The following is a 26,364-nucleotide window of genomic DNA, read 5'->3' as shown; positions in this document are numbered from 1 at the left end:
GAGAGTATGCGCCCGCCGACGAGAGACGTCAACGCAGCATTTCCGAAATATTTCGAAGATGTAAAGCGTGAAATCTGCACCTGTGGTGCCTCTGAACTGCGTGAATATGACCGAGAGGTGTCGGCGCGGACGTCCGGGGTGGGAACGTAGGCGCAGATGCAGGTGGAAGTTACGAAAGTCTTCCGAAATGCGGCATGCGATTCGGACGAAGCCGGGGGTCGACTCGGCGGATCACCTGGATCATTCGTATTGCTTGGCAGAACATTTCGCGCCTCTTGGTGGATCAAAGCCCGATCTGGACGCGGAAGGGGCCCGCAAATTCATCGAAATATTTCGATACCTGTACGGGGTGAGCGCATCGCAAGCCGCTCGAAACTCCGCGCGCAAGGTTGCGAATTGATCGGTAGTGCTCGTTCCGCATCGAGTACGTGGTCTTCGATCTGTAACGCCGGCGGTGGGGGCGCACGCTCGTGTGGGCGCGGGGGCCTCGGTGTATCTGTCGCTCGGTGATCGTCTCGCGGAGTGGTGGGGCCGTTATCGATATGTAACGGGCGTTACGGTAGATCGAATGAAGGCGTCATGTGTAACGTGCGAGAAGTTCGTCGGCGGTGAACCAACCGCACGGCAGTTCCGCGAGAAGGGGTTCGTGTTGCACACTCACTCATGGCACCGCGCAGTTGCGGCCACAGCACTGTTGATCACAGCGGCCACGACGCTGTCCGGCTGCGGCAGCGACCCCGGCGTCAGCGACACCGCTGCCCCCGCAGCCGGCGTCACCGTCGCCGGCGTACGCATCACCCGCGATGCGAAGCTCCACGCGGCCCTGCCTGCCGCCGTGCGGTCCGCCGGTGCGGTCAGGGTCGCCACCGACGTCCCGTACGCCCCGTTCGTGATGTTCGTGGCCGAGGGCAAACCCGAACTGACCGGGCTCGACTACGATCTCGGGCAGGCGCTCGGAGCCAAGCTGGGGGTGCGATTCACCTTCACCGCGCAGAAGTTCGACGGCATCGTGCCGGCGATCCAGGCCGGCAAGTTCGACGCGGTGATGTCGGCCATGACCGACACCAAGGAGCGTCAGCAGGTCCTGGATTTCGTGGACTACTCCGTGTCGGGGTCGGGCATCCTCGTCACCGAGGGGAACCCGGATCACATCACCGAACTCAACGATCTGTGCGGCAAGAAGGTGGGTGCCGAGGCCGCCACCCACCAGCTGGACGTACTCAAGGCCCATCAGGCCGCATGCGCGGACGCCGGCAAGAAGCCCGTCTCCATCCAGACGTTCCCGAAGGACTCGGATGCCCAACTGGCCCTGCGATCACGAAAAGTCGCAGCCGACCTGCTGACCAAGCCAGCAGCCGGCTGGACCGCCAAGACCGCCGACGGCGGCCGGGCCTTCGAAGTCGTCGACGACCCCGAGGCGGTCGGCGGCTACGAAGCCACCCCCAACGGGATCGGTGTCACCAAACGCCTGCCAGGCCTCACCGACGCGATCCAGAAGGCCGTGCAGGCGCTCATCGACGACGGGACGCTGCGCAGGATCTGCGCCAAGTACGGTGTCGCGTCCATCGCGGTGCAGGAAGCCACCAAGAACGCGGCGGTGTCCTGACATGACAGCCATGACCCCCGCCGGGACCATGCAGAGCCGTTCCGCACCGGCGGCGCCCGCACCGGACACCCTCACCGCCGTGCCGGTCCGTCACTGGGGCCGCTGGATCGCCGCGGCGGCAGCCGCCACCGCCCTTGTCGGGCTCATCGGCTCCCTGGCCGGCAACAAGAACCTGCACTGGGACATCGTCGGACGCTACGTCTTCGCCGATCTCGTGTTCAGCGGACTGGTCACGACGCTGTGGCTCACTGCGGCCGCCATGACGATCGGGCTCGGTCTCGGTGTCCTCGTAGCGGTCATGCGGCTGTCGTCCAATCCCGTCCTGCGCACCCTCGGCACCGCTTTCGTCTGGGTCTTCCGGTCGACGCCCCTGCTGGTCCAGATCATCTTCTGGGGGTACGCGGGAGCGCTCTACCAACACGTCCTGATCGGCGTCCCGTTCACCCACATCACCCTTCTCCAGGCCGACACCAACGCCCTGCTCACGCCCACGGTCGCTGCGCTCCTGGCGCTGGGGCTGAACGAGGCGGCGTACGCGAGCGAGATCGTCCGCGCCGGGATCCAGTCCGTCGACCCGGGCCAGACGGAGGCCGGGCACTCCCTCGGCATGCGTGCCTCCCTCACCACCCGGCGCATCGTGCTGCCCCAGGCCATGCGGGTCATCATCCCGCCGCTGGGCAACGAGACCATCAACATGCTCAAGATGACCGCACTGGTCTCCGTGATCTCCGCCCACGACCTGATGTCCAACATTCAGGATGTGTACGCGCAGAACTACCAGGTCATCCCCATGCTCGTGGTCGCCTCCATCTGGTACCTGATCCTCGTCACGGCCCTGAGCCTTCCGCAGTCCTGGCTGGAGCGCCGGTACGGGCGCGGCCTGGGCCCCGCCGCTGCCGCCGGACCGCTGCAGCGCCTCGTCGCCGGAGCCCGGCTGAGCCTGTCCCGTACCACCCCCGCCCCGACCGGCCCGAAGGGATGACGACCGTGGAGACGCCGATGGTGCACGCCGAGGGCGTGCGCAAACACTTCGGGAAGGTTGCCGTGCTCCAGGGCATCGACCTGACCGTGGAACGTGGCCAGGTCTGCTGCCTACTGGGCCCCTCCGGTTCCGGGAAGTCGACGTTCCTGCGCTGCATCAACCACCTCGAGAAGCTCGATGGGGGCAGGCTGTCCGTCGACGGTGCACCGGTTGGCTACCGGCAGCAGGGCAACCGGCTGTACGAGCTGAAGGAGCGCGAGATCGCCCGCAGCCGCCGCGACATCGGGATGGTGTTCCAGCGGTTCAATCTTTTCCCGCACATGACGGCGGAACAGAACGTCATGGAGGCTCCCATGAAGGTCGCGGGCGTCGCCAGGGACGAGGCCCGCGCGGACGCCCGGCGCCTGCTGGACCGCGTCGGCCTCGCCGATCGCGCCGACCGATACCCCGCCCAGCTGTCCGGCGGCCAGCAGCAGCGTGTCGCCATCGCACGGGCCCTGGCGATGAAGCCCAAACTGATGCTCTTCGACGAACCGACGTCCGCCCTCGACCCCGAACTGGTCGGAGAAGTACTGGACGTCATGCGCCAACTGGCCTCGGAAGGAATGACGATGGTGGTTGTCACCCACGAAATCGGGTTCGCCCGCGAAGTCGCGGACACGGCCGTCTTCATGGACGGCGGCGTCGTGGTCGAGGCGGGCACCCCGCGGCAGGTGCTCGGCGACCCGCAACAGGAACGCACCCGCGCCTTTCTGTCGAAGGTCCTGTGAGCGCCCCCGCACGGGCCCGGGGCAAGGCGGCACGCACCGCGGCCCTGTTCCTCGCGGACGCTGTCGCCCTGCACGACCGCTACCTGTCGGACCTGCAGCACCTCGTCTCCATCGACTCCGGTTCGTACAGCCCCGAAGGGGTCAACCGGGTCGCGGCTTGGACCGTACGGCGACTGACATCCCTGGGCTTCGAGGTCGACCGGGCAGCCGTCACCGCCGAAGGCCGGGACACCCGCTTCGGTGACCTGGTGGTGGGGCGATTGCGCGGCCGGCTGCCCGTGGAGCGCGGCGGACGGCGCATCCTGCTCGCCGGGCACATGGACACCGTGTTCGACGACGGGACCGCGACCGACCGGCCCTTCCGTCTGAGCGGCCCGCTCGCCCACGGCCCCGGAGTCAGCGACGACAAGGGAGGACTCCTCGCCGGGCTCACCGCCGTGGAACTCCTGGTGGACCGGCGGATGCTGGACTTCGCGGAGATCGTCTTCCTCGCCACCCCGGACGAGGAGATCGGCTCGCCGGCCAGCCGCCCGGTGACCGTGGAGCTCACGGCCGGAATCCACCACGCGCTCGGCCTGGAGTGCGCCCGCGAGAACGGTGACCTCGTCGTCGCCCGCAAGGGCGTGGCCGACTTCGTGATCACTGTGACAGGGCGGGCCGCACACGCCGGAATCGAACCGGAGCGCGGAGCGAACGCCGCGCTGGCCGCCGCGCATCTGCTCATCGACTGTCAGAAGATGAACGGGCGCTGGGGCGACGTCACCGTCAATGTGGGCATGGTCAGGGCGGGCAGCCGCATCAACATCGTCTGTCCCGAAGCGGAGCTGCACGTAGAGGTGCGGTCGTCGACCGGCGACGGGATCCGGCACGCCCGGGAGGCCATCGAGAAAGCTGCCGCCCGGCTCCGCGTACCCGGCACCACCGCCACCGTCCGGCAGACCGAAGCCTGTCCGGCGATGGAGGACACCCCGGCAGCGCGCGCCATGTTCGCCCACGCCGTGGAGGCCGGTAGGGAACTCTCCATCGCTCTGGGCGCCGCAGCCACCGGCGGCGTAGGCGACGCCAACACCATCGCCGGCGCCGGTGTCCCCATCCTCGACGGCCTCGGCCCGGTCGGCGGCGGAGACCACGGCCCGGACGAGTGGCTCGATGTCACGACCGTTCCGTCCCGCGTCGCCCTGCTGGCCGCCCTGATCGTGACGCTCGGGGATGCGGGCGGCAGCTGACCGGGCTCCCCGGGGCGGCCCGTCGTCGATGCGGAGAGAGCCCGGGGCCGGGTCCCGCGTAATCTGAACCCCTTTGGAAAGGTGGCCCGGCCCATGTCCTCACTCGCCGAAGAGATCCGGCACCGCATCGGTGACCTCAGTCCCGCCGAACGCAAGGTGGCCCGGGTGCTCCTCGCGGGCTATCCGTCGGCAGGCTTCGAGACCGTGGCCACGCTCGCCGAACGGGCCGGCGTGAGCGCGCCCACGGTGATCCGCTTCGTCAACAGGCTCGGCTACAAGGGATTCCCCGACTTCCAGGCGGCCCTGCGCGAGGAGCTCGACGAACGCAGCGCCTCACCGCTGGCGCTGTACAGTACGCGCGGATACGGCGGCACTCCGCCCCGGGCGCAGGATGACGCCGGGCCGGGAACGGCGCGCGCCGAAGGCGACCAGGATGTGTTCAGCGCCGAGGTCGCCCGCACCCTGCGCGAACTGCCTCCGCACGATGTGGAGGCAGCAGTGGCACTGCTCTGTCACCCCAAGCGGCGGGTCGTCCTGGTGGGCGGCCGGTTCACCCACCTGCTGGCGCAATATCTGGGCCTGCATCTCATGCAGTTGCGCGGTGACGTGGTGATCCTGCCGGACCGGGACGTGGAACGGACCGCTGTGCTCGCGGGTCTGGGCAGACAGGACGTCCTCGTGGTGTTCGACTACCGCCGCTACGAACCGGACAAGGTCGTCATCACCGAGCTGGCCAGGGAGCGCGGCAGCAAGATCGTGCTGTTCACCGATGCCTGGCTCTCGCCGGTGACCAATCTCGCCGATGTCGTCCTGCCCAGCCGGGTTGCCGCCCCGTCACCGTACGACAGCATGGTGCCGACGCTGGCCACGGTCGAGACGGTCCTCGCGGGCGTACTCGGACAGCTCGGCGAGAAGGGGCGTGTCCACCTGGAGCACAGCGAGAACGTCGCACGGCGGGCCGGGATCCAGCCCGCCGACCGGAGGCCGGACGCTCCGTAGCCAGGAGGACGGGCCCGCCGACTACGGGTTCGCCGGTCTGCGGACCATGAGGTACGCCTGAGGGCCGGACTCGTTCCGGCCCGCCTCGCGCACGAGCGTGGCGTCCACGACGAACCCGGCCCGGCGCAGCAGCTCCGCCACCCACTCAGGCTCCAGCCAGTGGACGTCGAGCGCCAGGGGATGGCCGTACGCGTGTTCAAGGTGCCGGATCTCGTCACCGGCCTTGAAGGCGAGCAGCAGATGGCCGCCCGGGGCCAATACCCGGTGGAACTCGGCGAACACTTCCGGCAACAGCGCCGGCGGGGTGTGGATGATGGAGTACCAGGCGATGATGCCGCCGAGACTGCCGTCCTTGAGTTCCAGCGCGTTCATCGAACCCACGTCGAAACGAAGGTCCGGATAGGTTCGGCGGGCCACCGCGATCATCTCCGGCGACAGATCGATGCCGCGTGCGGTCAGCCCAGGGACTGCAGGTGCCCTGTCACCCGGCCGGGTCCGCATCCGATGTCGGCGACCGGTCCGGCATCGGACGCCTGCACGAGCTCGACGAATGCGGCCAGCATCGCCCGGTCCAGCGGCCTGTATCCGAGTTCCTTTCTCAGGAGTTCGGCGTAGTCCACGGCGACGGTGTCATAGGACGCCCGGGTGGTGCTCAGGTAGGCGGGTTCAGTCATGAGTGAGCAGCGTAGTGGCTGACAGAAATTGCATTGCCCGCGCCCCGGGCCGCCCGCATCATCTGCTCATGAACTCGATCACCGTCCTCCTGTCGCTGACCGTCCCCGCCGCCCGACCGGTCCGAGGCCAGCAGCAGCCCGGCCCACCGCGAAGGCCTGCCTTCCTGCACGCGTGAGCGCCGCCCTGGTCGCGGGGCTCCTGGCCGGCTTGGGCATTGCCATGCCGATCGGAGCGGTCGGGGCCTATCTGGTGACCCTCACGGCCCGGACGTCTCTGAGGACAGGTGCCGCTGCCGCGCTCGGCGTCGCGACAGCCGACGGCCTCTATGCGCTGATCGCGGTCGTCGGAGGTTCGTCGCTCACCCATGTCATCGAGCCCGTCGCGCTGCCCCTGCGCTGGGCCTCGGCGCTGGTGCTCGTCGCACTGGCGGCTCTGGGCGGGGCCACAGCAATCGGCAGGTACCGCAAGCGGCATTCGGCAGTCCGGACCGACGGGGCGCCCCTCGGCCCCGCGCGGGCCTATCTGGGGCTGCTCGGAATGACGATGCTGAACCCCACCACCGTGATCTACTTCGCGGCGCTGGTGCTCGGCAGCCGGACGGCCGCTGCGGATCCGGACCGCTGGGAACAGTCGGTGTTCGTCCTCGCGGCCTTCGCGGCATCTGCGAGCTGGCAACTGGTGCTCGCCGGTGGGGGAGCGCTGCTCGGCCGTGCGCTGACCAGCCATCGTGGGCGGCTCGTCACCGCCCTGGCCTCCAGCACGCTGATCACCGCACTCGCCGTCCATCTGCTCGTCCCGACGTCATGACCCGGGCTGCCGGCCGAACCGGCCGGCAGCCCGGGTCCTGCTCAACGTCGCCCGCCGGGCGCGACGGCCCGCCTCAGTCCGCGGACACCGTCCACCCGTTCGCTTCGATACGCCCCACGTCGCCGGACCTGCTGTCGTCGAAGACCGTACGACCGCCGTCCTCGACCCGGATACCGTCCACGTACGCCCCGCGTCCGACGTACAGCTGGTCCGTGGTGTACCGCCACCGAAGCCGCACCTCCTTGTCGCGCCAGGCGGCAAGGTCCGCGTCCAACCGGTGCCAGACCCGGCCCGACCAGCCGGAGACGGAGCCGGCCGGATGCGGTTCGGGCTCCGTCCCGTGGTGTGCGGCCGCTGTCGGTACGGTGGTGAACGGCACCGGCTGCCAGGTCGCCCCGGCGTCCGAAGAAGCCTCGAGGAACAGGAAGTCGGAGCCCGGCTCGGTGTCCCACCACAGCGTGCAGCTCAGCGCGGCACGCGATGTCACCGGACGCAGCACGGGCAGCGCGAGCGTGGCGGAAGCGGCGCTCGCCATGCCCGAGAACCAGGCGGTACGGTCGTGGGCCGGGCGCACCGCCACGGCTCGCGCCATCTGGTTCGCGGTGGCGACGCGTGGTGCGCTGCCGGAGCGCCAGGTGCGGACCGGGTGGACCGAGTTGCCCAGCACGATCAGGAACGAGTCGGTCGTCGGATCGAGGACGAGGCTTGTGCCCGTGAAGCCGGTGTGGCCCGCGGTGCGCGGGGTGGCCATCGCACCCATGTACCAGTGCTGGTAGAGCTCGAAGCCGAGCCCGTGCGCATGACCCGGGAACGCGGTGTTGAAGTCGGTGAACAGGAGATCCACGGACTCGTCGGAGAGGATCCTCGCGCGCCCGTAGACGCCGCCGTTGAGCAGTGTCCGGGCCAGGATCGCCAGGTCCCAGGCGCACGAGAAGACTCCGGCGTGGCCCGCCACCCCGTCCAGGCTGTAGGCGTTCTCGTCGTGCACCTCGCCCCAGACGAGGCCGCGGTCCAGGCCGGACCAGGGGAGCCGGGCGTCCTCGGTCGCCGCGATCTTCGGCTTCCAGGCGGCGGGCGGGTTGTAACGAGTGCGGTGCATACCGAGCGGAGCGGTGATCTCCTCGCGGAGCAGGACATCCTGGGTGCTGCCGGTGATCTTCTCCAGGACCAGCTGCAACGAGATCAGATTGAGGTCGGAGTAGAGGTACACGGTGCCGGGCGGGTTGGCCGGCACCTCGTTCCACAGCAGCTCCAGCTTTCCCTCCCGCGTCGGTGCCTTGTAGAGCGGAATCCAGGCGCGGAAACCCGACGTGTGCGTCAGCAGCTGACGGATCGTGATGTCCTGCTTGCCGCCCCCCGCGAAGTCGGGCAGATACGAGGCGACCTTCGCCTCCAGCTCCAGCGCCCCGCGCTCGATCTGCTGCACGGCCAGGATCGAGGTGAACAGCTTCGACACCGACGCCAGATCGAAGACCGTGTCCTCGGCCATCGCGATCTGCTGGTCCGTCGGGAACTCCACCCCGGTGTCGGTCTTCTCGTCGTATGCCGCGTACCGCACTGCCTTGCCGATCGGCCGGTGCAGTGCCACCGTGCCACCTCGCCCCGCGAGCAGCACCGCGCCCGCGAACCACGGGTGCTTGGGGGAGGCGCCGAGGAACTTCTCGGTGTCGATGACCAATTGGTCCAGCGGCCCCTGCAACAGGCCCGCGCGGGCGGCGGAACCGCGCCGCAGCGTCGGCCGAGCGTGCGCGGCATCCGCCCCCGGTCCCGATGTTCCCGCTTCCGACGTCCCCGACGATCCCGCTCCCGATTCCATGGCCGACGCCGTCTCCGCGAACGGAATCGGTGCGAGGGTGAGCGCCCCGCCCAGTGCCAGCATCCCGCCGCTCAGCCTGCGTCGGCTGATTCCTGTGCCGGTTGCGTCCTCGGTCATCCGGAACCCCTTCCTACCGGGTGAAAGTTACTTTCGTCATCCAGTCCTGTGGTGAAACTTCCTGCCGCCGCAGAGATTACTGTCACCCCTGCCGTCCCGGAGGCTCCCGTCGCCACAAAGAATCTGACACTGCATCAGAAAATCTCTTCCTTCGGATGTCCGACTGCGGCATCCTGCCGCCCATGGAGACGGAGCTGAGCAAGAAACTGGGAGTCGAGCAAGCCATCTTCGGCTTCACGCCGTTCCCGGCGGTGGCCGCGGCCATCACCCGGGCCGGCGGGTTCGGCGTACTCGGCGCGGTCCGCTACACCGCCCCCGACGACCTCGCGCGCGACCTCGACTGGATGCAGGAGCACACCGACGGCAAGCCGTACGGCCTCGATGTCGTCATGCCCGCCAGAAAGGTGGAGGGGGTGACCGAGGCCGATGTGGAGGCGATGATCCCGGCCGGACACCGCCAGTTCGTCCAGGACACCCTCGCCAAGCACGGCGTCCCCGAGCTCGCCGAGGGCGAGGCCTCAGGCTGGCGGATCACCGGATGGATGGAGGAGGTCGCCCGCAACCAGCTCGACGTCGCCTTCGAGTACCCCATCAAGCTGCTCGCCAACGCCCTCGGTTCGCCACCCGCCGACGTCGTGCAACGCGCACATGACGGGGACGTTCTCGTCGCCGCCCTCGCCGGAAGCGCCAGACACGCCCGGCACCACGCGGACGCGGGCATCGACATCGTCGTCGCCCAGGGGTACGAAGCGGGCGGCCACACCGGAGAGATCGCTTCCATGGTCCTCGTCCCCGACGTCGTCGACGCCGTGGGACCGCTGCCCGTCCTCGCCGCCGGAGGCATCGGCAGCGGAGAGCAGATCGCCGCCGGACTCGCCCTCGGAGCGCAGGGCGTCTGGCTCGGCTCGCTCTGGCTGACCACCGAGGAGGCCGACCTCCACTCCCGCGCGCTGACCCGCAAACTCCTTGCCGCAGGTTCCGGCGACACCGTCCGCTCTCGTGCCCTCACCGGCAAACCCGCACGCCAGCTCCGTACCGAGTGGACCGACGCCTGGGACGACCCGTCGGGACCCGGCACACTTCCCATGCCGCTCCAGGGGCTGCTGGTCGCCGAGGCCGTCTCCCGCATCCAGAAGTACGAGACCGGCGCGCTGCTCGGCACCCCCGTCGGTCAGATCGTCGGCAGGATGAACACCGAACGCAGCGTGCAGGCCGTCTTCGACGACCTGACCAGCGGATTCGAACGCGCCGTGGACCGGATCAACCGCATCGCCGGACGGAGCGTCACATGAACCAGCCGCCGAACGGCTTCTGGGCCCAGGCCACCGCCGACCCCGACCGTACGGTCCTTGTCGCGCCCGACGGGCAGACCTGGACCGCGGGCCGGCTGCACGCCGCTGCCAACCGCCTGGTCCACGGGCTGCGTGCGGCCGGACTCCGGCAGGGCGACGCGTTCGCCGTCGTCCTCCCCAACGACGTCGAGTTCTTCACCGCCTACCTCGCCGCCGCCCAGGCCGGCTTCTACCTCGTACCCGTCAACCACCACCTCGTCGGCCCCGAGATCGCCTGGATCGTCTCCGACTCCGGCTCCAAGGCGCTGATCGCGCACGAGCGGTTCACCGACGCCGCGACCGCCGCCGCGGACGAGGCGAAGCTGCCCGCGAGCCACCGGTACGCCGTCGGCGAGGTCGACGGATTCCGTCCCTACGCCGAACTGCTCGACGGGCAGTCCGACGCCCCGCCCGACGACCGCACGCTCGGCTGGGTCATGAACTACACCTCCGGCACCACCGGCCGGCCCCGCGGCATCCGCCGCCCGCTGCCCGGCAGGCTCCCGGAGGAGAGCCATCTCGGCGGGTTCCTCGGCATCTTCGGCATCAGGCCGTTCGACGACAACGTCCACCTGGTCTGCTCGCCGCTGTACCACACCGCCGTACTCCAGTTCGCGGGCGCCGCCCTGCACATCGGCCACCCCCTGGTGGTGATGGACAAGTGGGCGCCCGAGGAGATGCTGCGGGTCATCGACGCCCACCGCTGCACGCACACGCACATGGTCCCCACGCAGTTCCACCGGCTCCTGGCCCTGCCCGACGAAGTGAAGAAGCGGTACGACGTCACCTCGATGCGGCATGCCATCCATGGTGCGGCCCCCTGCCCCGACCACGTCAAACGCGCCATGATCGACTGGTGGGGACGGTGCGTCGAGGAGTACTACGCCGCCAGCGAGGGCGGCGGGGCGTTCGCCACCGCCGAGGACTGGCTGAAGAAGCCCGGCACGGTCGGGAAGGCCTGGCCGATCAGTGAACTCGCCGTCTTCGACGACGACGGCACCCGCCTCCCACCGGGCGAACTGGGCACCGTCTACATGAAGATGAGTACCGGCGGCTTCAGCTACCACAAGGACAGGACCAAGACGGAGAAGAACCGCATCGGCGACTTCTTCACCGTCGGCGACCTCGGCATCCTCGACGAGGACGGCTATCTCTTCCTCCGCGACCGCAAGATCGACATGATCATCTCGGGCGGCGTGAACATCTATCCGGCCGAGATCGAAGCCGCCCTCCTCGCCCACCCCGCGGTCGCCGACGCCGCCGTCTTCGGCATCCCGCACGCCGACTGGGGTGAGGAGGTCAAGGCGGTCGTGGAACCGGCCGAAGGGCACCTGCCGGGCGACGGGTTCGCCACCGAGATCCTCGCCCATTGCGCACAGCGGCTCGCCGGATACAAACGCCCCAAGAGCGTCGACTTCATCGAGGCGATGCCACGCGACCCGAACGGCAAGCTGTACAAGCGACGGCTGCGCGACCCGTACTGGGAAGGCCACCGGCGGGCCCTGTGACCGACGGGCCGGTACCCTGCCACCTCCGGGCGGGATACCGGCCCACGGCGGACTACCGGTGCTCGTGCACCCGCACCACCCGCAGCGCGGGCGAGCGTGCGATGTCCTTCTCGCAGAACCGGGAGGTCACCCAGCGCTCACCCGAGTAGAGCTCGGTCTGGTCGCTGAAGTGCGGAGACTTCGGGTTCGAGGACTGGGAGTACGTCAACAGCGTTCGGGCCACCGGGCACTTGGAGCCGTCCCAGCCGACCGCCTGCACATAGCTGGAGCCGGCCGACACCTCCGTGTAGCCGCCACCCGCAGCGTCCCACACCGGCTCCGTCTTGTTCCAGATGCCGAGGGACTCCGTACCGCCGCCGACCGGGATGCGCTTCCCGTTCCGTACGACCCCTTGGTGGTCGCCCAGCGGTGCGTCCAGGGCGATCCTGGCCGCGCGCAGTTCGGCTACCGCGTCGGCGAGAGCCGAAGTGACGCCCGGCGCCGAGGTGTTCAATGTGTTCGGGGTGCGGACCGGGTCCGCGGCGGAGAAGGGCACCTTCCACAGCTCGGCCGCGGGCACCGCGGTGGCCCTGCGCCAGAACCGGTCGAAGAGCAGCGCGCCCCGGCTGCCGGTGTCGACCTTCCGGTCCCAGTGGGCAAGCACACCGCACGCCGCCGATACATCGACCGCTGTCCCGTCGCTGCCGACGGCACGCCCGCCGGGCAGCGCGGCGCAGGCGCGCGCCAGGTCGGCCGCGGCCAGATCTCCCGCCGGGGCGCGGTTCGCGTACTGCTGGTCCTGCAGGTCGCCGACGGTGAGCCGGCCTTTCGCCGCCATCGCCGACACATCCTCGATCGCCCCCCGGGTCCGCATCGACCGGGGCACGGCGACCGTACCGAAGACCCGCTCGAAGCCGGTCAGCGGAGCGTCGGCGTTGGTCAGCCAGGCGCTGTCGTTGGAGTTCTCGACGTACGGGGCGTCCTTGACGGTCGGCATCCGGCCCGGCCCGAAGATGCCGGGCTGCACCGCGTCCGGGTCCGAACCGAGCGCACAGTCGCTCCTCGAACCGTCCAGCACCGCGAGTCCCGATGACGGGTAGGTCGCCCGGCCCAGCGGGGTGGAGCACCGCTGCGCGAGCTCGTCCGTGATCCTCGGCAGCACCTGCGACTGGGAGAAGAACGAGTGCCCCGACGAATCGGCGGCGACGGTGTTCACCCACGGCAGCCCCTGGGTACGGCGCAACGTGGTCTGGATGTCCGCGGTGCTGCGGGCCCTGCTGAACCCGAGACCGGTGTCCGGGGACCGCAGATTCGCGGCGTTCGGGTCGTTGAGCGCGTACGCGGTCGTCGCCGTCCACGGCAGCGGCAGCCCGGCACCGAGCGAGGTGACGACCGGACCGTACCGGGTCCACCACTGCGTGCGGGTCACCGCGGCGCTGCCCTTCACGGCCACCGAGACCGTGCGTTTCACCATGCGCTCCGGCAGTCCGTCCACCAGATACACGGTCGGATCCGCCGGGTCGAGGGTCAGCTGATGCAGATTGAGGGTGACACCGGTGGCGACCGTGTGGCTCCACGCGATGTTCGCGTTGTGCCCGATCGACACGGTCGCCGAACCGAGCAGTGAACCGCCCGCCACATTCAGCTCCCCGGGGATGGTCTGCTGCGACTGCCAGAACCGCCGCCCGCCCTGCCACGGGTAGTGCGGATTGCCCAGCAGCAGCCCACGCCCGTTCGCCGTCGAACTGCCGCGGAACGCGACCGCGTTGGAGCCCATGTCCGCGTTCTGCGTGGACAGCAGCCGCTGCGCCGCCTGCGCGGCGTCGCCCGGCGGGACACCGGGCGACACTGCACCCGTGGGCGGCTGTGCCGCTGTGATGCCGTCGATACCGCGGCCCTGACCGCCCAGCACGGAGAGCGCGAAGGCGCGGGTCGTGACATCCAGGGCCGTCACCGGTCGCACCCAGTCGGCGTCCCGGCAGGCCGGATCCGTGATCCGGTTCTGGGCCAGCCAGGCGTTGTACCCGGCCGCCCAGCCGCGCTCCAGCTCCTTCACCTCATGGCTCTGACCCGCCGGAGCGGGCACCTTCAGCAGTCTCTCGACGGTGTGGCTGTCGCGTATCCCGCGGAAGTAGAGATCGCTGGAGAGATTCTTCGTCGCGGAGGACAGCGAGCCGTCCGGCGCCGCGTCCGGACCGAAGTACCTCGACCGCTCGCCGCGCAGCGTCACAAAGCCGTCGGCAAGCGTGCACACCTGGTCGGCGGCCTGCGCCCAGCCGTTGCCGAACCCGAGATCTGCGTAGTCCTTCGCCACGATGTGCGGGATGCCGTACTCGGTGTAGCGGATCACGGCGGACAGCCCGCCGCCCGCCGGGTGTTGGCCGTGCGAGGGATCGGCGGCCGCCGGTGGCAGGGACGCCGACACGGTGAACAGAGCGAGACCGGATACCGCGAGAAGTCTCAGACGGTTTCGGAGGGGCAAGGGTCCTCCCAACTGTGCGGGAACGAAAGGTGGTTGCTCGGATTTTCCGAGACGCCACGCGTAACTCAGCCAGCACCCGCGTACCCCTGTCAACATCGTGGCCGGGATCCAAACCCTTGACCACCGGGTCCCGGCCGCACAGGATCACGCCATGACAGGTGTACGCAGCTCCACAGTCGACGGCGTCGTGACGCGCAGCGCCCGGCGCACTCCCGAGCGCACCGCCGTGCGGTACGCCGAGCGGTCCTGGACCTACCGGGCCCTCGACACGGCGGTCAGCACCGCGGCCGCCGTCCTCCTCGCCGAACACGGCCTGCACCCCGGCGACCGGGTCGCCTCCTACGCGCACAACTCCGACGCGTACCTGATCGCGTACCTCGCCTGCGCCCGCGCCGGCCTCGTCCATGTGCCGGTCAACCAGAACCTCACCGGCGACGACCTGACGTACATCCTGCAGCAGTCGGGCAGCGCCCTCGTCCTCACCGATCCGGACCTTGCCGACCGGATCCCGGCCGGTTTCGCCGTACGTCCACTGCGCGACGCGCCGCACTCCCTCCTCGGTGAACTCGCCACCCCGCGCCCCTTCACCGCAGAGCGCGAACCGGCCGTCGGCGACCTGGTGCAGCTGCTCTACACATCGGGCACCACCGCGCTCCCCAAGGGCGCGATGATGACGCACGGCGCCCTCGTCCACGAGTACGTCAGCGCGATCACCGCCCTCGATCTGCGCCCCACCGACCGGCCCGTCCACTCGCTTCCGCTGTACCACTCCGCGCAGATGCATGTGTTCCTGCTGCCGTACCTCGCGGTCGGCGCGGAGAGCACCATCCTCGACGCGCCCGAAGCGGGCCGGATCTTCGACCTCGTCGAGGCCGGGCAGGCGGACAGCCTGTTCGCCCCGCCGACTGTCTGGATCGGCCTCGCCAACCACCCGGAGTTCGCCACCCGCGACCTCGGCGGGCTGCGCAAGGCGTACTACGGGGCGTCGATCATGCCGGTTCCGGTGCTGGAACGGCTCCGTGAGCGGTTGCCCGCACTCGCGTTCTACAACTGCTTCGGGCAGAGCGAGATCGGTCCGCTCGCCACCGTTCTCGGGCCCGACGAGCACGAGGGCCGGATGGACTCCTGTGGCCGGCCGGTGCTCTTCGTCGAGGCGCGAGTCGTCGACGAGCACGGCAAGGAGGTGCCGGACGGGACGGCGGGCGAGGTCGTCTACCGTTCCCCGCAGCTGTGCGAGGGCTACTGGGACAAGCCGGAGGAGACCGCCGAGGCGTTCCGCGACGGCTGGTTCCACTCCGGCGATCTCGCGGTCCGGGACCCGGAGGGCTTCTTCACCGTGGTCGACCGGGTGAAGGACGTCATCAACTCCGGTGGTGTCCTCGTCGCCTCCCGCCAGGTCGAGGATGCCCTCTACACCCACCCCGCCGTCGCGGAGGCAGCCGTCGTCGGGCTGCCCGACGAGCGCTGGATCGAGGCAGTCACCGCAGTCGTGGTCCTGCGCGCGGACGCCACGGAACAGCAGCTGCTCGACCACGCGCGGGAACGGCTCGCCCACTTCAAGGCGCCGAAGAGGGTCCTCTTCGTGGACGAGCTGCCCCGCAACGCCAGCGGAAAGATCCTCAAGCGCGAGCTCAGGGACCGGTTCGCGCTCCCTGGGTGACGAGCGCGCCGCAGCCGATGCCGACGACGGCCCCCCGACACGGCGGCGGCCTGGGCAGAGGCCAGGAACACCGCGGTGTTCGTCCCGTCCGCCGGGGGCGAACAACGCCGCTCCCCGGCGGTTCGACGACAGGCGCTCAGTGCCCGCCGCGCTCGTCCACGATCCGCTTGAACTTGCCGACCGACCGCTCCAGCGTCTCGGGGTCGACGATCTCGACCCCCACCGACACCCCGATGCCCTCCTTGACGGCCGTCGCGATCGCGAGCGCGGCCGCCGCCCGCTGGTCCGGCGTCGATTCCGCCCGCGCCTCCGCCCGCACCGTCAGCGCGTCGAGCCGGCCCTCACGGGTCAGCCGGAGCTGGAAGTGCGGCGCCACCCCTGGTGTACGCAGCACGATCTCCTCGATCTGGGTCGGGAAGAGATTCACCCCGCGCAGGATCACCAGGTCGTCGCTGCGCCCGGTGACCTTCTCCATCCGCCGGAAGACCCTGGCCGTGCCGGGCAGTAGCCGGGTCAGGTCCCGGGTCCGGTAGCGGATCACCGGCATGGCCTCCTTGGTGAGCGAGGTGAAGACGAGCTCACCCTCCTCGCCCTCCGGCAGCACTTCCCCGGTCAGCGGGTCGACGACCTCCGGATAGAAGTGGTCCTCCCAGATGTGCAGTCCGTCCTTCGTCTCGACGCACTCCTGGGCGACACCCGGGCCGATCACCTCCGACAGGCCGTAGATGTCGACCGCGTCGATGGCGAACCGCTCCTCGATCTCCCGGCGCATCTCCTGCGTCCACGGCTCGGCACCGAATATCCCGACCTTCAGCGATGTCGTACGCGGATCGACGCCCTGCCGCTCGAACTCGTCGAGAAGCGTGAGCATGTACGACGGCGTGATCATGATGATCTCCGGCCGGAAGTCCTGGATCAGCTGCACCTGACGGGCAGTCATGCCGCCGGACGCGGGGATGACTGTGCAGCCGAGCCGCTCCGCTCCGTAGTGTGCCCCGAGACCGCCGGTGAACAGGCCGTACCCGTATGCCACATGGACCTTCTGCCCCGGGCGGCCGCCGGCCGCCCGGATCGAGCGGGCGACCACATCCGCCCAGGTGTCGAGATCCGCCTGGGTGTAGCCGACGACGGTGGGGCGGCCCGTGGTCCCGCTGGAAGCATGGATGCGCCGTACCTGGTCCTCCGGCACCGCGAACATGCCGAACGGATAGTTGTCCCGCAGATCGGTCTTCGTCGTGAACGGGAAGCGGGCCAGATCGGCGAGGCTGCGGCAGTCGTCCGGGCGCAGCCCCGCCGCGTCGAACGCCGCACGGTAGAAGCCGACGTGGTCGTACGCATGGTGAAGTGTGGCGCGCAGACGCTCCAGCTGCAGCGCCTCCAGCTCCTTGCGGTCGAGCCGTTCCGCCGCGTCCAGCAGAGCCGTCATCCCGATCTCCCTCGTCCCGAGCAGACGACCGATCATTCGGTCGATCGTTACGGGAGCAGTAATTCAGGATGATCCGCAGCCTGGCAAGGGGGGGCGGCACAATCGTGCGCGCCGGAGCCGAACCGCGGTGCGGATTCGCTCACACCGAACACCGGTGCAGCCCGGCGCGGTGCCTGTTTGGATGGCGTGCATGCCCTTCTTTCACACATATGACGGGACCGAGCTCACCTACCACATCCAGGGCGAGGGCGAGCCACTGATCTGTGTGCCCGGTGGGCCGATGCGGGCCGCCGTCTACCTCGGTGACCTGGGCGGACTCTCCGCCCATCGGCAGCTGGTGCTGCTCGATCTGCGAGGGACGGGCGACTCGGCGGTGCCCGACGACCCTGCGACATACCGCTGCGACCGCCTCGTCGACGACGTCGAGGCGCTGCGCGTACACCTGGGCCTGGAGCGCATCGATCTGCTGGGCCACTCCGCCGCCGGCAACCTGGTCGAGCTCTACGCCGCCCGGTATCCGCAGCGGCTGCGCTCGCTCACGCTCGTCACCCCGGGAGCCCGGGCCGTCGGAGTGGAGATGACCGACCAGGACCGGATCGACGCCTTCGCGCTGCGCAGCGGTGAACCCTGGTACGAGGCCGGAGTCTCGGCACTGAAGGAGATCCAGGCCGGACGCGGCGGGAGCGAGCAGTGGGCGGCGGTCGAGCCGTTCGCCTACGGACGGTGGGACGCCGCAGCCCGGACGCACGCCGCCGGGAAAGCGACACAGTGCAATGCCCGGGCGATGGCCGTCTACTACCAGGACGGCGCCTTCGACACGGCGACCACGGTTGCCCCACTGCACAACCTGCCGGTCCCGGTGCTCGTCCTCGCGGGGGAGTACGACGCAGGACCGACCCCCGACCGCGCCGCCGAACTGGCCGCGCTCTTTCCGCAGGCCGAGTTCGCCGTGCAGCGCGGTGCCGCGCACTTTCCGTGGCTCGACGACCCCGGCGCGTTCGCGCGTACCGTCCGTGCGTTCCTCGACCCCGAGGTGCACAGCGTGCAGGCCGGCGGCATACGGCTCGCGTACCGCGTCTGGGGCGATCTGTCCGCCCCGCCCGTGGTCCTCGCCCACGGGCGGGGCGGCAACAGCCGGGACTGGACGGAGATCGCTGAACAACTCGCCGCCGACCACCGGGTGTACGCACTCGACTTCCGCGGCCACGGCCTCAGCGACTGGACCGGCCGCTACTCCTTCGAGCTGTTCCGCGACGATCTGCACGCCTTCATGGAGGCCCGCAATCTGGCCGGCGCCACCGTCGTCGGGCACTCGATGGGCGGCGCCGCCGCCTATCTGCTCGCCGAACGGGAACCGGGACTGATCGGCAGACTCGTCGTCGAGGAAGCCCCGACGCTCATCCCGCTCGACCCGCCCCGTCGGCCTGCCGAACGCCCGGACGGGGAGCTCGACTTCGACTGGCCGGTCGTCCCGTCGATCGACGCCCAGCTCAACGACCCCGATCCGACGGGCCGCGAGCGCCTCGGCGACATCATCGCCCCGACACTCGTCATCGGCGGAGGCCCCGGCAGCCACCTGCCACAGGATCAACTCGCCCGGATGGCACAGCAGATCCCCGACTGCCGGTTCGTGACCATCGACGCCGGACATCTCGTCCACGCCGCCCAACCCGCCGAATTCCTGGTGGCGCTGCGGTCGTTCGGCATGGACTGAGACGTCGGCGACGGGTCCCGATGGACTGCTCCGGGGGTCAGTCGCGGCTGAGCAGGGTGGCCAGGACCTCGTGCAGGGTCGCCTCCGGGTCGGGTACGGAACCGGCCGACCGCCAGGCCACGAAGCCGTCGGGGCGCACCAGCACCGCGCCCTCGGCGGTCGTACCGTGGGCCTCGGCCCAGTCCGCCCCGTTCTCCGGCTCCAGATCGGATCCGGAGCCGATGCCGAAGGCGTCGAGCCGCACCGCCAGCCGGTCGGCGACGCGCACGGCCGCACGACGCCACGCCACATCCGAGCCGTCGCAGAGCAGCACGAACGAACGCTCGTACAGATCCAGGGTGGACTTGCGCTCACCGGACTGACGGACCCACAGATGCGGGGCCCGGGAGCCGGGGTCACCAGTCAGCTGCAATCCGCGCGGTACCACGGGCTGCTCGGGGTCGGCGCCCACCACGGCGCCACGGACATAGCGGTAGCCCAGCGCCACGGGCAGCAGGCCGCCCTGCTTCCCGCCGCCCGCGCCGGGAGGCGGGGCATAGCCGGGGTGGCTGTGTTCCGCGGAACGGGCGGAGGCCCGCTCGCTCGTCGCCCGGGCCACCGGCAGCCGCTCCGCCTCGTACGTGTCCAGCAGTCCCGGACCGGCCTCGCCACGCAGCACGGCTGCGAGCTTCCAGGCGAGGTTGTGCGCGTCCTGGATACCGGTGTTGGAGCCGAACGCCCCGGTGGGGGACATCTCGTGGGCCGAGTCGCCGGCGAGGAACACCCGGCCGGAGCCGTACCGGTCGGCGACGCGCTCCGCGGCGTGCCACGGGGCCTTGCCGGTGATCTCCACATCGATGTCCGGGGCGCCCGTCGCCCGGCGGATGTGGTCCGCGCACCGCTCGTCGGTGAAGTCCTCGAGGGTCTCGCCCTGTTCGGGCTTCCACGGTGCGTGGAACACCCAGTCCTGCTCGTTGTCCACGGGCAACAGCGCGCCGTCCGCCGCCGGGTTGGTGAGGTAGCACACGATGAACCGCCGGTCGCCCAGCACGTCGGCGAGCTTCTTGGACCGGAAGGTGATGCTGACGTTGTGGAACAGGTCGCCGGGGCCCGACCGGCCGATCCGCAGCTGCTCCCTGATCGGACTGCGCGGGCCGTCGGCCGCGATGAGGTAGTCGGCGCGGACGGTGGTGTGCTCACCGGTCTCCCGGTTCTTCAGCACCGCGTCCACCGTTGACCCGTTCGAGTCGAAACTCAGCAGCTCGGTGGAGAACCTCAGATCACTGCCCTGCTCACGGGCCTGGGCCAGCAGCACCGGCTCCAGATCGTTCTGGCTGCACAGGCACCAGCCGCTCGGGCTGAACCGGGCGAGTCCGCCGCCCGGGTCGATCTCCTTGAACAGCCACTCCTGGTCGTCGCCGGTCAGCGAGCCCGCCTGCAGGATGCCATGGTTGTCAGCGAGGACCGAAGCTGCCTCCCGGATCCGCTGCTCCACCCCCGCCGTGCGGAACACCTCCATGGTCCGGACGTTGTTGCCGCGCCCCCGCGGATGTGTAGAGGTGGCCGCGTGCTTCTCGACCAGCAGATGCTCGATGCCGAGCCTGCCGAGGAAGAGCGATGCGGACAGGCCCACCAGCGAGCCTCCCACGATGAGGACTGGTACGCGGTGATCGACGTTCTCGTTCATCAGTTGCTCCCGCTAGGACGCTGTGCAGATGCACTGTCCATGCCCTTGTGAGAGCCGTTCGGACGGCCGCCGGAGCCCTGCTCACCTGAACGGTTCATAAATCTCGCGTCAGCCGGACCAGCGTTTCACGATCGGTCACGGAGAGATGCCCGCGGTCCGGGGGCGGACCGTACACATCCGCCGGGAGAAGCCCCGCTCCGATTCCACTCGACAACCGACGGCCGGCCAACCGATACGGCCACCGCACCGTCTCGAAGGAGAGCGCAACCATGACCACCCTCTCGGAACGGATCTCGCAGTCCGCCTTCGACGGCTCCAGGCTGCGGATCGTTCTGCTGCTCGATCTGCACGACGGAGCCCAGAAGCAATTCCTGGAGGCGTATGAGGACATGCGCAACCAAGTGGCATCCGTCCCCGGACACATCAGCGACCAGCTGTGCCAGTCGATCGAGAACCCCTCCCAATGGCTCATCACCAGCGAATGGGAGAGCGCGCCGCCCTTCCTCGCCTGGGTCAACAGCGAGGAACACGTCAAGACGGTCCAGCCCCTGCACAGCTGCGTACGCGACACCCGCTCGCTGCGCTACAGCATCCTGCGCGAGACCGGCAGCGCCTTCGACGCATTGCCGGAGTCGGCCAAGGGCGGCCTGCAGGCCTCGCCGCGGCTGGGCGACGGTGTGGTCCGCCACGCGCTGACGTTCACCGTCAGGCCGGGCACCGAGGAGATCGTCGCCAAGATCCTCGCCGACTACGACTCGCCGCAGGCCCGGGTCGACGAGCACACTCGGCTGCGCCGCACCTCGCTGTTCATGCACGGCAACCGCGTCGTAAGGGCGGTGGAGGTCGAGGGAGACCTCCTCGCGGCGCTGCGTCATGTTTCCCGGCAGCCCGAGGTCAGGGCCGTCGAGGAAGCCATCAACCCGTACCTGGAGCAGGACCGGGACCTCACCGATCCCAACTCGGCCCGGATGTTCTTCACCCGGGCGGCGCTCCCCACGGTCCACCACGTGACGAGGGGCCGGCACAACCCCGCCGAGGTCCGCCGGCATGCGCTCTTCTACCAGGCCAAGGAGGGCTGCGGCATGGCGCTCGCCCGGCTCCTCGCCGGCTACGACGAAGAGGCCGCCGACGACACGACGAGCCCGATCGACAGCAGCACCATCTTCCAGCGCGACGACATCGTCGTCCGACTCCTCGAAGCCGTCGGCCCGCTCGACGCCCAGGCCGCCCAGGCGGTCGGTGTCGACGGACCCGGCAAGGTGGCCAGACTCGGACGCCTCCTCGACGAGGACGCCAACGCCGTCCCCACGAACGACCGGGAGATCTCCCGCTTCATCACACATGCCGAGATGAAGCTGATCACCGATCGGCGGGCCGCGGAGTCCTGAACCGCGCGTCAGCACCTGGGGGGTTCTCGCTCAACCCGTCACCATCACGCGCACTGCGCCAGGAGGAAAACAGTCATGACCACGCACCGGCCACGCATCGTGGACCTCAGTGAGACCCAGCCCAACCGCAGGCGCGGAGGCGATCTGCGCGCCATGCTCACGCCGACAGCGGTGGGCGCCACCAGCGGCTTCATGGGGCTGGCCATCGTGCAGCCCGGCGACCGCATCGGAGAGCACTACCACCCGTACTCCGAGGAGTTTGTGTACGTCGTGAACGGTCTTCTGGAGGTGGACCTGGACGGTGAACCGCATGCCCTGCGGCCCGACCAGGGTCTGCTGATCCCTCCGTATGTACGCCACCGCTTCCGCAACGTGGGCGATGTGGAAGCGCGCATGGTCTTCCATCTCGGCCCGCTCGCCCCGCGCCCGGAGGTCGGCCACGTCGACACCGAGCAGACCGAGCACACCGAGACAGCGGACCGGGCCGCTCCGCCAGAACGAGCCGAGGCCGCTTCATGACGCGGCGCGTGGCGGTCACCGGGGTCGGCGTCGTCGCCCCGGGCGGAATCGGTGCGCCGGCCTTCTGGGACCTCCTCGCGAACGGGCGCACCGCGACACGGGGCATCACCCTCTTCGATCCGGCCGGGTTCCGCTCCCGGATCGCCGCCGAGTGCGACTTCGACCCGACGGAGCACGGCCTCGACGAGGAGCAGATCGCACGCGCGGACCGGTACGTCCAGTTCGCGCTGGTCGCCGCCCGGGAAGCGCTCGGCGACGCGGGGCTCGACCTGGAGAAGGTGGATCCCTGGCAGATCGGCGTCTCGCTCGGCACGGCAGTCGGGGGCACCACCCGACTGGAGCACGACTACGTCGCCGTCAGCGGCAGCGGCGCCCGCTGGGACGTCGACCACCGCCCGGCGGGCCGGCACCTGGAGCGGGCCTTCTCGCCCAGCTCCCTCGCCTCGGCGGTGGCCGAGGAGGTCGGCGCGCACGGCCCGGTGCAGACCGTCTCGACGGGCTGCACCTCCGGTCTCGACGCGATCGGATACGCCTTTCAGTCCATCGAGGAGGGCCGCGTCGAGGTGTGCATCGCCGGCGCCTCCGACTCGCCGATCACCCCCATCACGGTGGCCTGCTTCGACGCGATCAAGGCGACCTCGGCGAACAACAGCGACCCGGAGCACGCCTCCCGGCCGTTCGACGCCCGCCGGGACGGCTTCGTCATGGGCGAGGGCGGAGCCGTGCTCGTCCTGGAGGAGCTGGAACACGCCCGCGCCCGCGGTGCGACCGTCTACTGCGAGATCGCCGGCTACTCCACCTTCGGCAACGCCTACCACATGACCGGGCTGACCCCCGAGGGACTGGAGATGGCCGAGGCCATCAACCAGGCCCTCGGTCACGCCCGTATAGACGGTTCGGAGATCGACTACGTCAACGCACACGGCTCCGGCACCAAGCAGAACGACCGGCACGAGACGGCAGCGGTGAAACGGGCCCTGGGCGCACACGCCTACGACGTGCCCATGAGCTCCATCAAGTCCATGGTCGGTCACTCACTCGGAGCCATCGGTGCCATCGAGATCGCCGCCTGCGTCCTTGCGCTGGTCAACCAGACAGTGCCGCCGACGGCGAACTACGAGACCCCCGACCCCGAATGCGACCTCGACTACGTGCCGCGTACCGCACGTTCCATGAAGCTGCGCAGTGTCCTGTCGGTCGGCAGCGGCTTCGGGGGTTTCCAGTCCGCAGTGGCTCTGACCAGAACAGGCGGGAGGACACGATGAATGTCCGAAAGGCCCGGCGCACCGTCGTCACGGGCATTGGTGTCGTCGCCCCCAACGGCACGACCACGGAATCGTTCTGGAAGATGACGCTGGAAGGGGTGAACGTCCTCGACCGCGTCACCCGCGAAGGCTGCGAACATCTGCCGCTGCGGGTCGCCGGCGAGGTCCGGGGCTTCGACCCGGTGGCGCTGGTGGAAGAACGTTACCTCGTACAGACCGACCGGTTCACGCATTTCGCGATGGCCGCGGCGGATCTCGCGCTCGACGACGCCCGGCTCGGCCGGGCCGACTACGAGAACACCCCGTTCGGCGTAGGGGTGGTGACCGCCGCCGGGTCGGGCGGCGGCGAGTTCGGCCAGCGCGAACTGCAACGGCTGTGGGGTCAGGGGTCCAAGTACGTCGGCCCCTACCAGTCCATCGCCTGGTTCTACGCCGCCAGCACCGGCCAGATCTCCATCCGGGGCGGTTTCAAGGGGCCGTGCGCCGTCGTCGCCAGCGACGAGGCGGGTGGCCTGGACGCGCTGGCGCACGCCGCCCGGACCATCCGCCGCGGCGCCGACGCGGTGGTTGTCGGCGCGGCCGAGGCTCCCCTGGCCCCGTACTCGGTCGTCTGTCAGCTGGGGTACGAGGACCTGAGCGTCTGCGATGACCCCGCACGGGCGTACCGCCCCTTCACCGCCGACGCCTGCGGCTTCGTGCCGGCCGAGGGCGGCGCCATGCTCGTCGTCGAGGAAGAGGGAGCGGTACTGCGCCGCGGCGCCAAGGTCCGGGCCGAACTGGCCGGCCATGCGGCGACGTTCACCGGGGCGTCCCGGTGGGCGGAGTCCCGGGAGGGTCTGTCCCGGGCGATCAGCGGTGCGCTCCGGGAGGCCGACTGCGCGCCGGAGGAGATCGACGTGGTCTTCGCGGACGCGCTCGGCGTACCCGCGGCCGACCGCGCCGAGGCGCTGGCCATCGCCGACGCGCTCGGGGCGCACGGCAGGCGGGTGCCGGTCACGGCGCCCAAGAGCGGGATCGGCAGGGCCTACTGCGGAGCGCCGGTGCTGGACGTGGCCGCCGCGGTGCTGGCCATGGAGGACGGTCTGATACCGCCCACCCCCAATGTGGTCGACGTGTGCCACGACCTCGACGTGGTCACCGGCCGGGCGCGCCCCGCCGAGTTGCGGACGGCGCTCGTGCTGAGTCGCGGCCTCATGGGTTCGAACGCCGCGCTTGTGCTGCGGCACCCCACCGACACCCACGCGTGAGAAGGAGAAACCCCTCATGACCAATCCACTGACATACCAGGAGCTGGCCGCGCTGATGAAGAAGGGCGCGGGAGTCACCGTCGACCCGAGCGAGATGGAGAGTCGGCCCGCGTCCGGCTTCGACGAGTTCGGCCTGGACTCGCTCGGCCTCCTCGGCATCGTGGGTGTGCTGGAGAACCGGCACGGCCAGGCGCTCCCCGCCGACGCGGACCGCTGCAAGACCCCCCGTGAATTCCTCGACCTGGTCAACAACACCCTCGTGACAGGAGCCTGAAGTGTCCGGACACACCGAGAACGAGATCACCATCGCCGCCCCCCTGGACCTCGTCTGGGACGTGACGAACGACCTCGAGAACTGGCCGCGACTGTTCAGCGAGTACGCGTCCGTCGAGGTCCTCGAGCGGGACGGCGAGAGGACGAAGTTCCGGCTGACCATGCACCCCGACGAGAACGACAAGGTCTGGAGCTGGGTCTCCGAGCGCACCACCGACCGCGCCGCGCGGACGGTCATCGCCCGCCGGGTCGAGCCCGGCCCCTTCCAGCACATGAACATCCGCTGGGCGTACTCGGAGGTCCCCGGCGGCACGAAGCTGCACTGGGAGCAGGACTTCGCGATGAGGCCCGACGCACCCGTCGACGACGCGTGGATGACCGACAACATCAACCGCAACTCCCGCGTCCAGATGGAACTCATCCGGGACAAGATCGAGCAGCGCGACCGTGAGCGGCGCACCGCCCCGGTCAGCGCCCGCTGACGTCCCGGCCGTCCACCCCGCCGCCCGGCGGGTACCAGAAAGGCATCCTCTCGATGCACCATGCTCTGATCGTCGCCCGTATGGCGCCGGATTCGGCGCCGGACATCGCCGAACTGTTCGCCGCCTCGGACGGCAGTGAACTGCCGCACCTCGTCGGCGTCAACCGGCGCAAGCTGTTCCAGTTCGGTGACGTGTATCTGCATCTGATCGAGTCCGACCGCCCGCCCGGCCCGGAGATCGCCAAGGTGCACCAGCACCCGGAGTTCAAGGATCTCAGCGACAAGCTCACCGCTTTCATCAGCCCGTACGACCCGAAGACCTGGCGTGGTCCGAAGGACGCGATGGCGCATGAGTTCTACCGGTGGGAGCGGGACTCCACCGCCTGAGCAGGACTGAGCGATTGCCCCGGGTCCGGCTTGAGAGCCG

The 26,364-nt window shown here is 69.8% G+C and carries 21 protein-coding genes and 1 pseudogene; 17 read left to right on the top strand and 5 right to left on the bottom strand.

Annotated features, from left to right (window positions below):
* Positions 1-646: 646 nt before the first annotated feature.
* The 5 genes from ACWCP8_RS20975 to ACWCP8_RS20955 all read left to right on the top strand — a co-directional run bounded on the left by ACWCP8_RS20975 (position 647) and on the right by ACWCP8_RS20955 (position 5,583).
* Positions 647-1,606, top strand: coding sequence for an ABC transporter substrate-binding protein (locus tag ACWCP8_RS20975; RefSeq protein ID WP_352269533.1), 960 nt, complete (start codon positions 647-649; stop codon positions 1,604-1,606).
* Between the two features lies 1 nt (position 1,607).
* Complete coding sequence (locus ACWCP8_RS20970) at positions 1,608-2,588, top strand: amino acid ABC transporter permease (RefSeq protein WP_451117391.1); 981 nt, start codon at positions 1,608-1,610, stop codon at positions 2,586-2,588.
* A complete protein-coding gene (locus ACWCP8_RS20965) occupies positions 2,585-3,358 on the top strand; it encodes an amino acid ABC transporter ATP-binding protein (protein WP_356000331.1) in 774 nt (257 codons plus the stop codon). The genes ACWCP8_RS20970 and ACWCP8_RS20965 overlap by 4 nt, the downstream gene beginning before the upstream one ends.
* On the top strand, positions 3,355-4,584 hold the full coding sequence (locus ACWCP8_RS20960) for a M20/M25/M40 family metallo-hydrolase (protein WP_352269537.1): 1,230 nt from the start codon (positions 3,355-3,357) through the stop codon (positions 4,582-4,584). The genes ACWCP8_RS20965 and ACWCP8_RS20960 overlap by 4 nt, the downstream gene beginning before the upstream one ends.
* 93 nt (positions 4,585-4,677) lie before the next feature.
* Positions 4,678-5,583, top strand: coding sequence for a MurR/RpiR family transcriptional regulator (locus ACWCP8_RS20955; RefSeq protein ID WP_352269539.1), 906 nt, complete (start codon positions 4,678-4,680; stop codon positions 5,581-5,583).
* 21 nt (positions 5,584-5,604) lie between these two features.
* Here the strand turns inward: ACWCP8_RS20955 and ACWCP8_RS20950 are convergent.
* Positions 5,605-6,257: pseudogene (locus ACWCP8_RS20950) on the bottom strand (class I SAM-dependent DNA methyltransferase).
* Between the two features lie 172 nt (positions 6,258-6,429).
* On the opposite strand from ACWCP8_RS20950, the gene ACWCP8_RS20945 reads away from it, so the two are divergent.
* Complete coding sequence (locus ACWCP8_RS20945; RefSeq protein ID WP_352269540.1) at positions 6,430-7,065, top strand: LysE/ArgO family amino acid transporter; 636 nt, start codon at positions 6,430-6,432, stop codon at positions 7,063-7,065.
* A 73-nt stretch (positions 7,066-7,138) separates the two neighbouring features.
* Here the strand turns inward: ACWCP8_RS20945 and ACWCP8_RS20940 are convergent, their stop codons facing one another.
* Positions 7,139-8,998, bottom strand: a complete 1,860-nt coding sequence (locus ACWCP8_RS20940) for a serine hydrolase (protein WP_451117387.1) — start codon at positions 8,996-8,998, stop codon at positions 7,139-7,141.
* 182 nt (positions 8,999-9,180) lie between these two features.
* Here ACWCP8_RS20940 and ACWCP8_RS20935 point away from each other — a divergent pair, with 182 nt between their 5' ends.
* Complete coding sequence (locus ACWCP8_RS20935; protein WP_352269542.1) at positions 9,181-10,290, top strand: NAD(P)H-dependent flavin oxidoreductase; 1,110 nt, start codon at positions 9,181-9,183, stop codon at positions 10,288-10,290.
* A complete protein-coding gene (locus ACWCP8_RS20930; protein ID WP_451117385.1) occupies positions 10,287-11,837 on the top strand; it encodes an acyl-CoA synthetase in 1,551 nt (516 codons plus the stop codon). The genes ACWCP8_RS20935 and ACWCP8_RS20930 overlap by 4 nt, the downstream gene beginning before the upstream one ends.
* A gap of 52 nt (positions 11,838-11,889) precedes the next feature.
* On the opposite strand, the gene ACWCP8_RS20925 is transcribed toward ACWCP8_RS20930, so the two are convergent.
* The gene (locus ACWCP8_RS20925; RefSeq protein ID WP_352269545.1) at positions 11,890-14,298 is read right to left on the bottom strand and encodes a penicillin acylase family protein; all 2,409 of its coding nucleotides are present in this window, start codon (positions 14,296-14,298) and stop codon (positions 11,890-11,892) included.
* A gap of 151 nt (positions 14,299-14,449) precedes the next feature.
* Between ACWCP8_RS20925 and ACWCP8_RS20920 the strand changes: the two genes are divergently transcribed.
* Positions 14,450-15,958: an acyl-CoA synthetase gene (locus ACWCP8_RS20920; RefSeq protein WP_451117383.1), complete on the top strand. Its 1,509-nt coding sequence runs from the start codon at positions 14,450-14,452 to the stop codon at positions 15,956-15,958.
* Between the two features lie 136 nt (positions 15,959-16,094).
* On the opposite strand, the gene paaK is transcribed toward ACWCP8_RS20920, so the two are convergent.
* Complete coding sequence (gene paaK, locus ACWCP8_RS20915; protein ID WP_451117451.1) at positions 16,095-17,384, bottom strand: phenylacetate--CoA ligase PaaK; 1,290 nt, start codon at positions 17,382-17,384, stop codon at positions 16,095-16,097.
* Between the two features lie 190 nt (positions 17,385-17,574).
* Between paaK and ACWCP8_RS20910 the strand changes: the two genes are divergently transcribed.
* On the top strand, positions 17,575-19,098 hold the full coding sequence (locus tag ACWCP8_RS20910) for an alpha/beta fold hydrolase (RefSeq protein WP_451117382.1): 1,524 nt from the start codon (positions 17,575-17,577) through the stop codon (positions 19,096-19,098).
* 37 nt (positions 19,099-19,135) lie between these two features.
* Here the strand turns inward: ACWCP8_RS20910 and ACWCP8_RS20905 are convergent, their stop codons facing one another.
* Complete coding sequence (locus ACWCP8_RS20905; RefSeq protein ID WP_352269548.1) at positions 19,136-20,764, bottom strand: FAD-dependent oxidoreductase; 1,629 nt, start codon at positions 20,762-20,764, stop codon at positions 19,136-19,138.
* A 269-nt stretch (positions 20,765-21,033) separates the two neighbouring features.
* On the opposite strand from ACWCP8_RS20905, the gene ACWCP8_RS20900 reads away from it, so the two are divergent.
* The 7 genes from ACWCP8_RS20900 to ACWCP8_RS20870 all read left to right on the top strand — a co-directional run bounded on the left by ACWCP8_RS20900 (position 21,034) and on the right by ACWCP8_RS20870 (position 26,324).
* Positions 21,034-22,152, top strand: coding sequence for a SchA/CurD-like domain-containing protein (locus tag ACWCP8_RS20900; protein WP_451117379.1), 1,119 nt, complete (start codon positions 21,034-21,036; stop codon positions 22,150-22,152).
* Positions 22,153-22,227: 75 nt separating this feature from the next.
* Positions 22,228-22,671, top strand: a complete 444-nt coding sequence (locus ACWCP8_RS20895) for a cupin domain-containing protein (protein ID WP_352269549.1) — start codon at positions 22,228-22,230, stop codon at positions 22,669-22,671.
* Entirely contained in the window at positions 22,668-23,936 is a 1,269-nt protein-coding gene (locus ACWCP8_RS20890) for a beta-ketoacyl-[acyl-carrier-protein] synthase family protein (RefSeq protein ID WP_451117377.1), read from the top strand. Before ACWCP8_RS20895 ends, ACWCP8_RS20890 begins: the two co-directional genes overlap by 4 nt.
* A complete protein-coding gene (locus ACWCP8_RS20885) occupies positions 23,933-25,183 on the top strand; it encodes a ketosynthase chain-length factor (protein WP_352269553.1) in 1,251 nt (416 codons plus the stop codon). Before ACWCP8_RS20890 ends, ACWCP8_RS20885 begins: the two co-directional genes overlap by 4 nt.
* Positions 25,184-25,199: 16 nt before the next feature.
* Positions 25,200-25,457, top strand: a complete 258-nt coding sequence (locus tag ACWCP8_RS20880; RefSeq protein ID WP_267007028.1) for an acyl carrier protein — start codon at positions 25,200-25,202, stop codon at positions 25,455-25,457.
* Between the two features lies 1 nt (position 25,458).
* Positions 25,459-25,938, top strand: coding sequence for an SRPBCC family protein (locus ACWCP8_RS20875; protein ID WP_352269554.1), 480 nt, complete (start codon positions 25,459-25,461; stop codon positions 25,936-25,938).
* Between the two features lie 53 nt (positions 25,939-25,991).
* On the top strand, positions 25,992-26,324 hold the full coding sequence (locus ACWCP8_RS20870; RefSeq protein ID WP_352269556.1) for a TcmI family type II polyketide cyclase: 333 nt from the start codon (positions 25,992-25,994) through the stop codon (positions 26,322-26,324).
* Positions 26,325-26,364 lie beyond the last annotated feature (40 nt).

It is taken from the genome of Streptomyces sp. NPDC002206 (assembly GCF_053593595.1).
The sequence above is the reverse complement of the archived record's forward strand: the minus strand, read 5'-3'. Positions and strand labels throughout refer to the sequence as shown.